This window comes from Mesorhizobium sp. M0808, assembly GCF_040320025.1.
GTDB lineage: Bacteria > Pseudomonadota > Alphaproteobacteria > Rhizobiales > Rhizobiaceae > Mesorhizobium.
Map to the genome: position 1 here is coordinate 24,716 of NZ_JAMYOX010000035.1, position 12,464 is coordinate 37,179.

General features: G+C 60.9%; 13 protein-coding genes. 10 read left to right on the plus strand and 3 right to left on the minus strand.

Annotated features, from left to right (window positions below; translation table 11 throughout):
• Positions 1-12: 12 nt before the first annotated feature.
• The 3 genes from NKI25_RS28090 to NKI25_RS28100 form a co-directional block, all read right to left on the minus strand.
• The gene (locus tag NKI25_RS28090) at positions 13-516 is read right to left on the minus strand and encodes a hypothetical protein (protein WP_023802358.1); all 504 of its coding nucleotides are present in this window, start codon (positions 514-516) and stop codon (positions 13-15) included.
• A 344-nt stretch (positions 517-860) separates the two neighbouring features.
• Complete coding sequence (gene chrA / locus NKI25_RS28095) at positions 861-2,270, minus strand: chromate efflux transporter (protein ID WP_352999987.1); 1,410 nt, start codon at positions 2,268-2,270, stop codon at positions 861-863.
• A gap of 9 nt (positions 2,271-2,279) precedes the next feature.
• Positions 2,280-3,260 (minus strand): chromate resistance protein ChrB domain-containing protein, encoded by a 981-nt coding sequence (locus tag NKI25_RS28100; RefSeq protein ID WP_023802356.1) that lies wholly within the window; start codon positions 3,258-3,260, stop codon positions 2,280-2,282.
• 188 nt (positions 3,261-3,448) lie between these two features.
• Here NKI25_RS28100 and NKI25_RS28105 point away from each other — a divergent pair, with 188 nt between their 5' ends.
• The 10 genes from NKI25_RS28105 (at position 3,449) to NKI25_RS28150 (ending at position 12,420) form a co-directional block, all read left to right on the plus strand.
• The gene (locus NKI25_RS28105; protein WP_352999989.1) at positions 3,449-3,841 is read left to right on the plus strand and encodes a hypothetical protein; all 393 of its coding nucleotides are present in this window, start codon (positions 3,449-3,451) and stop codon (positions 3,839-3,841) included.
• Between the two features lie 194 nt (positions 3,842-4,035).
• Positions 4,036-4,854 carry a DUF1259 domain-containing protein gene (locus NKI25_RS28110; protein WP_023802354.1) on the plus strand — a complete coding sequence of 273 codons (819 nt, stop codon included), beginning with the start codon at positions 4,036-4,038 and terminating at the stop codon, positions 4,852-4,854.
• Between the two features lie 633 nt (positions 4,855-5,487).
• A complete protein-coding gene (locus NKI25_RS28115) occupies positions 5,488-5,961 on the plus strand; it encodes a chromate resistance protein ChrB domain-containing protein (RefSeq protein ID WP_023802352.1) in 474 nt (157 codons plus the stop codon).
• A 3-nt stretch (positions 5,962-5,964) separates the two neighbouring features.
• Positions 5,965-6,372, plus strand: coding sequence for a hypothetical protein (locus tag NKI25_RS28120; protein ID WP_352999991.1), 408 nt, complete (start codon positions 5,965-5,967; stop codon positions 6,370-6,372).
• Positions 6,373-6,426: 54 nt separating this feature from the next.
• On the plus strand, positions 6,427-7,320 hold the full coding sequence (locus NKI25_RS28125) for a DUF1259 domain-containing protein (RefSeq protein WP_023802350.1): 894 nt from the start codon (positions 6,427-6,429) through the stop codon (positions 7,318-7,320).
• A gap of 159 nt (positions 7,321-7,479) precedes the next feature.
• Positions 7,480-8,160, plus strand: coding sequence for an ABC transporter ATP-binding protein (locus tag NKI25_RS28130; protein WP_352999993.1), 681 nt, complete (start codon positions 7,480-7,482; stop codon positions 8,158-8,160).
• A complete protein-coding gene (locus NKI25_RS28135; RefSeq protein ID WP_352999994.1) occupies positions 8,147-9,544 on the plus strand; it encodes an ABC transporter permease subunit in 1,398 nt (465 codons plus the stop codon). The genes NKI25_RS28130 and NKI25_RS28135 overlap by 14 nt, the downstream gene beginning before the upstream one ends.
• Before the next feature lie 34 nt (positions 9,545-9,578).
• The gene (locus NKI25_RS28140; protein WP_245277795.1) at positions 9,579-10,253 is read left to right on the plus strand and encodes a LamG domain-containing protein; all 675 of its coding nucleotides are present in this window, start codon (positions 9,579-9,581) and stop codon (positions 10,251-10,253) included.
• A gap of 217 nt (positions 10,254-10,470) precedes the next feature.
• Positions 10,471-11,214 carry a sulfite exporter TauE/SafE family protein gene (locus NKI25_RS28145; RefSeq protein ID WP_245277794.1) on the plus strand — a complete coding sequence of 248 codons (744 nt, stop codon included), beginning with the start codon at positions 10,471-10,473 and terminating at the stop codon, positions 11,212-11,214.
• Between the two features lie 174 nt (positions 11,215-11,388).
• Positions 11,389-12,420, plus strand: coding sequence for a sulfate ABC transporter substrate-binding protein (locus NKI25_RS28150; protein WP_352610368.1), 1,032 nt, complete (start codon positions 11,389-11,391; stop codon positions 12,418-12,420).
• The last annotated feature ends 44 nt before the right edge of the window (positions 12,421-12,464 follow it).

Genomic DNA, 12,464 nt, shown 5'->3' on the forward strand with positions numbered 1-12,464 from the left:
CAGCAAGCGGCCTCAACGCTGGCGGCGGCCTCTGCTCCACCGATGCAGGCCACCGAGCAATCCGATCTTGAAGATTACGAAAAGGGCCACGAGTGCAATCACTGTGTAAGAGATCGGATTTGAGGTGTCGCTTAGACCTCGCCACGATAGCCACCAGGGCGCGCCTGCGTGCATGGCGATCAGCGCGACGATGCCTAGCACTAGGCCTATGGTGTGCAGGTGGCTCATGGCTGCAGGCCGTGCCGGGCCTGAGGGTTCTTCCGTGCCGAGAGCGACAAACCTATCGCGAATACGGGAGACGTCGGCGGCCGCCGTGGCTAGTACGAACTGCAGGTTCTTCGTGCCAACCGCGCCGTTAGCGACGATGTTGAGACCCGAGTCCCGGAATTCCGTTATGATGTCGTCGACTGTGCTGACGCCGTGACGGTGGAAACGATCGATGAAGAGGAGATCGCGTTGAAAGCCCGCTAAACAACGCCAAGCCGAAAACCTAATGAAAGCATATGGTTCGCGCAATCCGTATGGTTCCTGAGCAGGACCAGGCGGTGTCACGCTGATTGCGATGGACGCTCCAGCGGCGTCAACGAGAGTGCCCCGTTCCGTGTTCGTTCGAGCTTATCGTTGCTGAGCGTACTCTCAACGCTATGCCCTCAGATAGGCGGGAAGCAGGATGCTGACCAGACCGTCACCGAACGCCCGCAGTCCCCTCGATGTCAGCAGGTTCGCGGCCGTCGGCTCAGCACCCGCAGGAAGCAGCCTGAACCGTTGCTTCGGAAATAGCTTTGCGCAAACCGTGCGCGAGCGACTGTAACGTCAACGATGCCTCCTCACCCCACAGGTCAGGGCGCTGGCTGCACGGGTTAAATCGCTCCCGTCGCCATCCCGTAGAGCAGCCCGAGGATCGAACAGCCGGCGAGCACCGGGAGCATGCCGATCTTGAAACGGAACACCGCCAGCAGCGCACCCAATGTCAGGACGAGCGACGGGATGTTGACGGAGCTGAATGTGGGCACATCGACCGTCATGCCGAACCCTTTGACCTCGCGCAGTGCTCCAAACAGAACGTGAAGCGCGAACCACACCGCCAGGTTCAGGATCACGCCCACCACGGCCGCCGTGATGGTCGCCAGCGCGGCGGACAAGGCCTTGTTCCTGCGCAGCGTTTCCACAAACGGCGCACCAACAAAGATCCACAGGAAGCAAGGTGTGAAGGTGACCCAGGTGGTGAGCAGGCCGCCTAACGTTCCAGCGAGCAGCGGATTAAGCGATCCCGGCGCTCGATACGCGCCCATGAAGCCGACGAACTGGGTCACCATGATCAAGGGGCCAGGCGTCGTCTCCGCCATGCCAAGGCCGTCCAGCATCTCGCCGGGCTTCAGCCAGCCATAGGTATCGACAGCCTGCTGCGCCACATAAGCGAGGACGGCATAGGCGCCGCCAAAGGTCACGACCGCCATCTTCGAGAAAAAGACGGCGATATCGGCGAAGACATTGCCGGACCCGAACAGCACGAAAAGGCCGAGGACAGGTGCCAGCCATAGCACCAGAAACACACCGCCAATCTTCAACGACCAGCTGACCGGCGGGCGAGCATGAGCAGGAATGCCTTCGCCGAGCGCCGATTCCGCATCGGCGACCTGCTTGCCGCCGACCTTGCCATGGCCGTTGCCCGCCATGAAAGGTGCCAGCCCGGCCCGCCCGCCGACATACCCGATCACTGCAGCTGTCAGGACAATGAGCGGGAACGGGACACGGAAGAGGAAAAGCCCAATGAAAGCGGCGGCAGCGAGCGCTACCATGACGTTGTTCTTGAGCGCCCGCTTGCCGACGCGGATAACCGCCTCAAGCACGATGGCGAGGACGGCGGCCTTCAGGCCGAAGAAAAGCGCCTGCACCGCGCCGACATTGCCGAAAATCGCATAAATCCAGCTCAGCGCCATGATGGCGATGACGCCCGGCAATACGAACAGCGTGCCGGCCACGAGCCCGCCTCGGGTTTTATGCAGGAGCCACCCGATGTAGACGGCGAGCTGCTGGGCCTCCGGTCCTGGCAACAGCATGCAGTAGTTCAGCGCATGCAGGAACCGCGTCTCGCCGATCCAGCGCTTCTCCTCAACGAGGATGCGATGCATTACCGCGATCTGGCCGGCCGGGCCACCAAAACTCAACGCTGCCACACGCGCCCAGACCCGCACTGCTTCGCGGAAGGGGATGCCATGCGAAGGTTCATCCCCCAGCGCATTCGGATGGACGGCATGGACGCTGGTCATGGGTTCCCCTCACCCGCGCTTCTGGCGGAAATACTGGTAGAGATTGTCGAAGACCGGGCCGCCCTGCGCGATCCGCTGCTCGTCGCCCTTATTCGTCATGGCGATGCCCGCGATTAGGCTGGCTATGCCCGTCGTCTCGTCGCGACTGAACTTGCCGTCCTTGAGGTCAATGTCGTGGACAATCTCGGCGATGGCCTGCAGCGCCGGGTCGACTATGCCACTACGATTGAGCAGTACCTCGAAGCTGCAGCGGTCCCCTTCATGGGTGATTTCGCCTTCGAACATGTCGAAGCGCAATTCGCCCTCCTTTGGCACGTGTCCCTTGCCCGCCACGAAGCGGATCGTTGCATCGGCATCGATGAAGCGATGGATCAGCCAACTGCAGGCGATGCGGTCAACATGCACGTCCCGCCGCGTGACCCAGGTCCGGCCCTTGACCTCACCCAGCTCGGCCGCCTTCTTCGGTTCCTTGGTCATGGCCTTGTCCTCTATAAGCTGAGCCTCGAGCTCGGCGATCAGTCCCTCGGCGGCGAGCCGCCCGCTGGCGCCGAAGAAGTCGATCGCCACGACTTCGGCAAGCCGCTTGCGCATTCGACCGAGTTGCGCGCGGGCATCCGCGCGCCGATCCTCGGTCTTGTCGGAGTCGATAGCCGCCGTTAGATCGCGCGCTGCCTTGGCGATCTCTGCATAGTCGGTGTCCCGCGCGGCATCGAACAGCGCCCGAACCTGTGCGTCCGTCAGGCCGTCGATCAGACGCGCCTCACACACCATCGCCTCACCGCCACCGTCGATAATTTCCTTCAGGAGCCATTCGAAATCCTCCTGCGTTTCTGCATCGGCGGGCAGCGCATAGACTGTGCTTTTGACCGCAACTGCGCCGATACCTTGCAGCCGCCGCCAGATCTTTACCCGGAAATAGGCTGGTTTGGTCGGCAGCTGATGGATCAAGAGCAGCCAGCGCTGCTCGGTCCCAAGTTCCCCTTCGCTCATCAGCTCACCGTATCACTGAGAAAGGCAAATGCAACACTTGTATCATATTAAATTCAGGCGTAGCGTTGACGTCTCGCAGACTGTCCCGCTGATGCCTGACAGGAGGTGCCGAAATGACAGCCTCGGGTGGGGCTAGCCAGTCAGGATCATCCGCGACTCGGGCCGTCGGACGCACCGCAGCTACGCTCATGACTGCCGGCGTGATCATCGGAACGGGTATTTTCGGTGCCCTTGGTGCGACCGCCGAGCGGGCCGGTCCCGCCCTTCTGCTGGCAATGATCCCAGGTGGGCTGGTATGCTTGGCGACAGGCATCAGCGGCGCGCAACTCGGCGTCAATTTCCCCAGACATGGCGGTGCGTTCGCGTGTGGCGCTCGCGATGGGCGAGGCGCACGAATTGCCGAAGTGGTTCGGCAAGGTCTATCCGCGCTTGAAGGTGCCGCGTCACGCAGTACTTGCCGTCGGGGTGCTCGTCTTTGCAGTGGTGCTGGTGTTCGACCTGCGTCAGGTCTTGCCGCTCGCCAGCTTTTACCTGCTGGTTTGGTTTGCCATTACCCACTACGCGGCTCTGCACTTAAGTAAGGGGCAGCGCCTATTCTCGCGCTTCTTCGCTTGGTTCGGCCTGGCTGGCTGCTTCGTACTGCTCTTTTTCATACCACCCCTGCACCTTATAATTGGAATGGTGACGCTCGCGTTGGCGTTCGGCACTCGATTCATTGTGTGGCGCCAACGGAAATCTGGTTCGGTTAGTGCTCGATGAAACGAGGAGGTCTAAGATGCTCGATACCCAAGCTATTGAATCCCTTACCGGACTGAAGGGACAGACAACGGGTGACGTGCTCAAGTTATCGGTCCCGCGCAGTGAAGTGAGAGTGACCCTGGACGGCTTTGAGATCATTCCGTTTATGGGCCTCACCTCCTGGGTTAGTTTTAAACAGGGGGCGCATCATGCCACGCTGATGGGTGACATCGTCGTGCTCGAAGATGAAATCGAGGACGCGATGGCCGCAGCGATCCAGGCGAACCTGTACGTAACAGCCCTACACAATCATTTCGTCCGCGAGCAGCCGCGCGTGATGTTTATGCATGTCGAGGGTACGGCTGATGAAACTGCGTTGGCGACAGGAGCGCATAGGATTTTTGAAGCGATAAAGATCGTGCGCCAGAAGCATCCTGTCGAACCCGCCATCAAGAAAGTGAATAGTAGCTTGGACGCGCCGCCGCTTGAGGCGATTGTCGAGCACAAGGGCGAGAGCAAGGACGGCGTGCTCAAGTTTGTCCTGGCGCGCCCATCCGTGCCCGTCGTCTGCACACGCTGTGGTGAGCTCAATATTGATGCCGCAATGGGTTACAACACATGGGCAGCCTTTCAGGGCACGGACGAGCGCGCCGCGGTCTGCGGCGACTTTGCGATGCTGGAAAATGAAGTCCGTTCGGTCATCCGTGAACTGCAAGCTGGAGCGATTGGAGTAATCGCGGTGCACAATCACATGTTCTTTGAAGACCCGCGGATCATCTTCTTGCACTACTGGGGCATCGGCAATGCTCAGGCGTTGGCGCAGAGCTTGAGGCGGGCGCTCAACACGCAGCAATAGTTTGTCGCTGTCGCCACAGGAGTCATGCGACCGCCGCGCGCTCGCGATATAATGGCAGCGGAAATGTATCGAAAGCCAAGAACTTCGGCGCAGCGCGCTCGGGTTGGCGGCGCGACGGCGGTGGGAAGGTCGGCCTGGATGGCGGTTCCGTCGAGGCTGCCATACTCGTCGATGGCAGCGGGGCCGACCAGAAGTTGCTGGTGCCGGCATTCGCGAATAGTCCGGCGCATCTCTTCGGGACTGCCGTTGGCATCGATCCGGTCGATGTCACGGCGGACCCCAAACACACGGCGGGTCGGCCAAGATCGAAAACATATCTCCGGATCAGCGGCCAAACGCCGAGCAGGATAACCGCCAGCGCTGCGCCGATGTCCAGAACATGTCCCGTCTTGGCCCGCAAGATTTCGGTGCGCGCCATCAGATCTTCACCCGGAAAGGCCGGCTTGCTCGGCAGCTGATGGGCTGATGGATAAGGAGCAGCCAGCGCTGTTCCATTCGGTTCGCCATCACTCATAAATGAACCGTATCACGGGAAAAATAATATGTAACACTTGTATCATTCCTCATCCAGGCGTAGCGTTGTTGGTCTCGCAGCAGTAGGCCGCGCTGAGCAACCAAAAGGGAGACAAGGCCATGAGATGGGTTACCCGCGAACGTCCGGTCATCGACCGTATTGCTTGTCCCTGGCTGATCGCCCGCTTCATCGACAAGGAGCCAGAATTCCTGTTCGTGCCGCCGGATCGGGTGATCCCGGTTGCCCAGGAGACGGGCGCTACACCCTTTGACGTGCCCGGTGTCGAGTTCACGCATGTGGGTGACGGCTGCAGCTTCGATACCTTCGTCTCGAAATACGGCCTCGAGCGCGATCCGGCGATCGTGACGATCGCCTCGATCGTGCGCGGCGCCGACACCGATCGGCACGATTTGACGCCACAGTCGGCGGGGCTGCTTGCGATCTCGATGGGGCTCAGGGACGTCACGCCCGACGACCAGGAAGTGCTGAAACACGGCTTCGTCATCTATGACGCGCTCTATGCCTGGGCTTCGCGCCGCAAGGCGGAGACGCATAGCTGGCCACCTGCCATGAAACCTACGGCGGCGGCCTGAAAGATGATTACCCTCGAAAAAAACAGCCCGGGAACTGCTACGGTTGGTCGGCGGCTGATGGCCGCCATCGCCTTTGGCTTCAGCCTGATTGCTGTGAATGCCGCGGACGCGGCGGACACGTTCCGGCACCTCAAGGGCAAGGAGATCAAGGCCAAGTTCGCCGGCATGGATTTCACGGACGACGTTCATTGGGCGGATGCGTTCGGCCGCGACGGACGGATCGTGCGCTACGACATGGGCAAGAAGAACGCCGGCAAGTGGCGCGTCGAGAAGGGGCAGCTCTGCATTTCCGTTGAAGGCGAAGAGACCTGCTATCAGGTATGGATCTCAGATACCGCAGTACAGCTTCGTGACCTGGATGGGACGTTCTTCCTGGAGGGCGTGCTGCAGAAGCCCTCTGCACGCGACTAGCGTCTCGGATTGAAAGTCATTGGGCATATTGGGGCAGACCACAAGGAGAAATCCATGCGTGCAAAACTCATCACCGGCGCAATGCTGATAGCGATGTCGGCGCTTCTCCAACCGGCGTCAGCGGAACCCGATTGGCAAAGTGTCGCGCAGACACTTGGCAAATCCGGAACGGAAATGCCTGGCGGCGTTTACAGGGTGGGCTTGCCACGAACCGACCTGAAAGTATCGCTCGATGGGATATCCCTGAAGCCAGGCTTTGCGCTCGGAGGCTGGATCGCGTTCGAGCCAATGGTGAACCAGGCCATGGTCATGGGCGACATCGTTCTGACCCAGGACGAGGTGAACCCGGTCATGAAGAAGCTTGAAGAAGGCGGGATCGAGATCACTGCGGTTCACAACCACTTGCTGCGCGCAGAGCCGATGACGCTCTACATGCACCTCTTCGGCCAGGGTGATCCCGTAGCACTCGCCACAGCGCTTCATGCCGGCTTGGCTCTGACGAAGACGCCGATGGCTGCATCCGCCGGTTCGCAGGCGGCGGCCGCTTCGAAGATCGAGTTCGACACGGCGGGTGTCGACCAAGCTATTGGCTACAAAGGCAAGGCCAACGGCGCGGTCTACCAGTTCACTATACCGCGCGCAGAACCGGTCGAAGAAAATGGCATGGAGGTGCCGGCCGCCCTGGGCTCCGCCATAGCGATCAACTTCCAGTCGACTGGCGGCGGCAAAACGGCGATCACAGGTGACTTTGTGCTGACTGCCAAGGAGGTCAATCCGGTTATCAGGGCGTTGCAAGGCAACGGCATCGAGATCACGGCATTGCATAGCCACATGCTCGATGAGCAGCCGCGGCTCTTCTTCATGCATTTCTGGGCGAACGACGATGTGCAGAAGCTGGCGAAAGGACTGCGCGCAGCCCTCGACAAGGTCGCCGTCAAAAAGAGCTAGATTGGGCGTCCGCGCGCGCGTCCAACGGCGGAGTTCGGCCGGGCAATGCCCAATCGCACGCCGGGAGGGAATCAGCCGATGTTGATGCGAAGCCGGAAGCCTGACAAGGCGCAAATCGCAACATCGCCAGCGAGCGGAGTCGCCCTTCGGGTCGACGCCTTGACAAAGCGCTACGGCCCGCAAACAGCGTTGGCGGACGTTGCCTTCACGGTCGAAGCCGGCGAAGTTCTCGGTCTCATCGGACCGAACGGAGCCGGCAAAACCACGTTGTTCGAAGCAGTTGCCGGCGTTCTTCCCGCCGACTCGGGGACGATTTTCTGGCACGGCGCCCCTCTGCCACCCGCATTGCGCCGGAGATCGATCTTCTACCTCCCCGACGGCCTCCGGCCGTGGCGCGACCAGTATGTCGAACGGGTGCTCGCGTTCTTCGCCGGTGTTTACCGGACATCGGACCTCGACGTCGCGGACACAGTTAGGGCGGTCGGACTTGCACCGGTGCTGAACAAGCGGGTGCTTGCATTGTCCAAAGGGTATGCCCGTCGACTGATGTTGGCGCTTGCCCTGATTACGCCGCATCCCCTGCTGCTGATGGACGAGCCCTTCGACGGCTTCGACTTGCGACAGACCCGCGAGATCATGGACGTGCTGCGCAAAGTTGCGGCGCAGGGGCGGAGCCTCGTCCTCGCCATACACCAGCTGCTCGATGCCGAGCGCATATGCGACCGTTTCGTCTTGCTCGCAGAAGGCCACGTGCGCGGCGTCGGGACCTTGGGCGACTTGCGGGAGCGTGCGGGGATCCTCTCCGGTGGGTTGGAGGAGGTTTTCCTTGCGCTCACCTGAGGCAGCGGTACCGCTCGACGCTCCCTTCGGCCCCTTGCTGGCCAAGGAGCTGCGGGAAATGGCGAGCGGCCGGCCGCTCTGGACAATGCTGCTGATGCTCTGCCCTCTCATCGGCTTCAGCTTCTTTCAGGCCGTGTCGCTCTACGGCGAAACGAGCGCTACTGCGCTCACCTCGCCTGGGCTCGCGAGCGCACTATCCCCGCTGGACGGCGTACTGGTTCCGACGTTCGGCGGCTTCTACGTCGCCGTTACGCTGCTGTTTCCCTTTGTTGCCATACCCGTGCTCGGCAACGAAAAGGAGTCCGGCGCCTTGCGGCTCCTGATCCAGCTGCCCTATCGACCGCCGACTTTGATTGGCGCCAAGCTGGTCGCCGTCTTCGCAGCTTGGCTCACTGCCAGTATCCCTGCGCTCTCAGCGCTCGCGATTTGGGAGTTCATGGGCGGACATCTGTTCGTCGCCGAGACCCTGAACCTTGTTCTCGGACATCTGCTCTATGGCCTGTTGGTCGGCGCCATCGCGTTATTCGCAGCTGCGCTTACCGAGAGCGCGGCAACCGCGGCGATTGTCACACTCGGCTTCACACTCGGATCGTGGGTCATCGACTTCGCGGCGGCCAGCCAACCCGACCTCCTTGGCTGGTCGTCGCGGCTATCGCTCACGCAAACGCTGCATACCTTTGAGCTCGGATTGTTATCGCTCAGTCTCGTCGTCGGGGTGCTTGCGGCGATTCTTGGATTTGCCGCACTCGCTGCCATCTGGCTCCCCATGGGTGCTACCGTGCGCATCAAGCTTGTCGGTTCGCTCATCTGCCTCGTGGCGACCTGTCTTGTGATGGTCGCGGCTACCCAGATCAGATGGTCGGCCGATGCGACCGAGGACCGACGGAACTCTTTCTCGCTTGCCGACCAACAGGCCCTGACGCAACTCAGCGAGCAGCTGACCGTCACCGTTCACCTGGCGCCCGAAGACCCCCGGTACGCCGATTTGCGAACAAGCGTCCTATCGAAGCTCGAGCGGGTCATTCCACGGATTGTCATCCGTTTTGCAGGCGACCAGCAGAGTGTTGTCGACAGCGCAAGCGATGAGTCGTATGGCGAAGTCGAGTACAGCTATGGCGGCCGGTCGGCCGTCAGTCGATCGACCGGCACCGAGGAGGTACTGCCGCTCCTTTATGGGCTCGCAAATGTACCCCTGCCCGTGCCGGCGACCGGGGCCGGCGATTATCCCGGCTATCCGCTCGTCGCGGCTCCGTGGATCGCGCTTCCCTGGTTCCTTGGCGGCCTGCCGCTACTCATTGGGGTCGCCTGGTGGCGGAGCCGCAGGGCACCGGCCATCGCATACGCCTCAAGCCAGAAGGAGATCAGCCGTGAACATCTTACATAGCCTCAAGACAGTCGCCGCGGCAGGTGCCGGCTTGGTGGCCTTGCTGCTGCCAGCCTCGGCGGGCTCGCCGGACATCGTCAATTTTTCGGACGAGGAAGTTGGCGCAGATTCGAAGGCGATGCCCGGCGTGGTGGGCGTTTGGCGGATCGAAACAGAAGGCGACAATAAGGTGTTGGCCGTCGACGGGCGCCAATGGAAGGAGGGACAGACCTCCGCCGGTCTCGCCGACAAGGCACGGGCGCTCTATGGGGAGCGGTATGCCGAGTTTCTCGACCGCGTCCAAGCCTATGCATACTTCCCCTACGCAGTCTTTGAACGCATGCCAGATTTCCGCGACGGAGAGATCACCGTCCGGTTCGAGGGCATTTCCGGCCGCATTGATCAAGGTGCCGGGATATTGTTCAACCTGAAGCCTAACGGCGACTATCTCACGATTCGCGCCAACCCTCTGGAGAACAACCTTGTCTTGTGGAAGTTCGAAAAGGGGAAACGCTCGTCGGTGACCTGGGTCAAGAACACCCCAACCTCAACCCATGAATGGCACGACCTGAAGGTGCGCATCGCCGGCACCAAGGTCGAAGGCTATGTCGACGGCAAGCTCTACCTGCAGGACACGCTGCCTGAGCCGGTGACCGGGCGTGTTGGCTTGTGGTCGAAGGCCGACAGTCACGTGTATTTTGATGACTTCACCGTAACTCCGGCTGGTTAAGCGGTCCGCTTTCAACCAGCTTTCAAAGCTATCGGCGGTACGGTGCGCCGGAGTCCGGTCTTCCGGGCGCCCGCGTTTGGCCCGGTAACGGTGATTATTTCCATCGCAGACGAGACTCAAGGGGCGGGCCGGGCTTTTGCTAACCGACGCGTTCGGAACGATCAAAGGCCCGCTTCGTTCTGATCGGATGGACTGGATTAGACTAGGCCTCCTGGCGTTGGCGGGGTTCCTCACCTGGACGCTGAACACCCTCTCGGCCGGAGGCGGCGGTCTATTGCTGATCCCCGCCGTGACTTTCATCACAGGGAGCGCCGCAGTTGCGCCGGTCATCACCTTGACCGAGCTCATCGGCAATCCCATCCGCGCCCTGGCCTTTCGGCGCGACATCGATTGGAGCCTGGTCCGTTGGTATCTGCCGGGCGCCATCGCCGGTGCCGCGGCGGGCTCCTGGCTGTTCGCCAACAGTCGGGCGGAATGGCTCCAGATACTAATAGGGATCTATCTGATCAGTGCAGTCTGGGAATTTCGCGGCGGGGCGCGCGAGCGGAGCTACCGAGTCCGCCGCTGGTGGTTCCTCCCGGCCGGCCTGATCGTCGCGCTGTTGTCGGCGCTGATGGGCACGGTGGGACCCGTCCTGAATTCGCTCTATCTGAACTACGGTTCGGAGAAGGAGACGTTGGTCGCCACGAAATCCGTGAACTCGTTTGTGATCGATGTCGTCAAGGTCGCGGTTTTCACTGGACTCGGTGCGCTCGGTGGTCAGGCGGCCATGTACGGCGCAGCCGCGGGTTTGGGCGCTGCGCTTGCCAATCTGCTGGCCAAGCGCTGGCTCGAACGCCTGAGTGGACGACAGTTCCGCGGCCTTGTGGTCGCGCTCATGGCTGTGAGTGGAGCGCTGATGATCTGGAACCAGCACAGCGTCATTGTGCAGGCCTGGCGCGCGGCCACAGGAATGTCTTGACAATGTCGCTGTTGGCTGGAGCGTTGCGCATTACACCATGATGAGGCAAAAAAATTCCCTGAAATGTCCGCAGGAGGCGTAAATTTGCGCGCCGCCCGCGAAAAACGCAAAGGCCATTGCATCAATATTCTACAAAATTACTAGATTAAGATGGAATTCCAACGGAGGCAGACAATGACCCGACTTCGAACCAACGCAATTCTTGCCGGCCTCCTGGTCGGCGCTGTCCAGCTCGGCGTCCCAGGCTTTTCAGTACCGGCTTCCGCCGCCGAGATCGAACTCCTGAACGTGTCCTATGATCCGACTAGGGAACTCTGGCGCGACATCAACGAGCATTTCATACCAATCTACGAGAAGTCGACTGGAGACACGCTGAGCATCAAGCAGTCGCACGGCGGTTCGAGCACTCAGGCCCGCGCTGTCATCGACGGCCTTGAAGCCGACGTGGTGACGCTGGCGTCCTTCCTCGACACGGATGCCGTCGCCAAAAGCGGGCTGATTAAGGAGGGATGGGTCGATCGCCTGCCCAATCGCTCTCTGCCCTACACCTCGACCATCGTCTTTGTCGTTCGCAAGGGAAATCCGAAAGGCATCAAGGACTGGCCGGACCTGGTGAAGCCCGGCATCGAGATCGTCACCCCGAATCCGAAGACCTCCGGAAACGGTTATCTGAGCTTCTTTAGTGCGTGGGGTTCGGTGGTCGTGCGCGGCGGCTCGCGCGATGATGCCGTGAAGTTTGTCACCCAGCTCTACCAGCAGGTTCCCGTTCTGGATTCGGGTGCCCGCGGCGCGACGACAACGTTCGTCCAGAAGGGAATCGGCGACGTGCACCTTGCGTGGGAAAACGAGGCGCATCTCGAGGTGGAGGAGGCGAAAGGCGCGTTGGAAATCATCAACCCGCCTGTCAGCATTCTGGCCGAGCCTTACGTCGCCGTGGTCGATGACGTTGTTGACCGGGCACCCGGTCACCGGGAAGCAGCGGAAGCGTACTTGAAGTACACCTACACTGACGAGGGTCAGGAAATCCTTGCAAAACATTTTTATCGGCCGACCAACGAGGCCATCCACAAAAAGTATATTGGAACGACCTTTGGCGAGATTAAGCGGTTTCCGATAACCGACATCGCGAAGGACTGGCCGGATGCCCACAAGCAGTTCATCGGCGAGGGCGGCGTATTCGACAACATCTACAAGCCGAAGTCCTGAAGACGACGAACTTGAATGTCATTGTACGCCCCGCGCCGGAAAAC

Bases quoted from the DNA above. Each gene is read 5' to 3' on its own strand.
- NKI25_RS28105 (WP_352999989.1), top strand. From the start codon at position 3,449: ATGACTGCCGGCGTGATCATCGGAACGGGTATTTTCGGTGCCCTTGGT.
- NKI25_RS28150 (WP_352610368.1), top strand. From the start codon at position 11,389: ATGACCCGACTTCGAACCAACGCAATTCTTGCCGGCCTCCTGGTCGGC.
- NKI25_RS28120 (WP_352999991.1), top strand. From the start codon at position 5,965: ATGATTACCCTCGAAAAAAACAGCCCGGGAACTGCTACGGTTGGTCGG.
- NKI25_RS28110 (WP_023802354.1), top strand. From the start codon at position 4,036: ATGCTCGATACCCAAGCTATTGAATCCCTTACCGGACTGAAGGGACAG.
- chrA (WP_352999987.1), bottom strand. From the start codon at position 2,270: ATGACCAGCGTCCATGCCGTCCATCCGAATGCGCTGGGGGATGAACCT.
- NKI25_RS28125 (WP_023802350.1), top strand. From the start codon at position 6,427: ATGCGTGCAAAACTCATCACCGGCGCAATGCTGATAGCGATGTCGGCG.
- NKI25_RS28115 (WP_023802352.1), top strand. From the start codon at position 5,488: ATGAGATGGGTTACCCGCGAACGTCCGGTCATCGACCGTATTGCTTGT.
- NKI25_RS28100 (WP_023802356.1), bottom strand. From the start codon at position 3,260: ATGAGCGAAGGGGAACTTGGGACCGAGCAGCGCTGGCTGCTCTTGATC.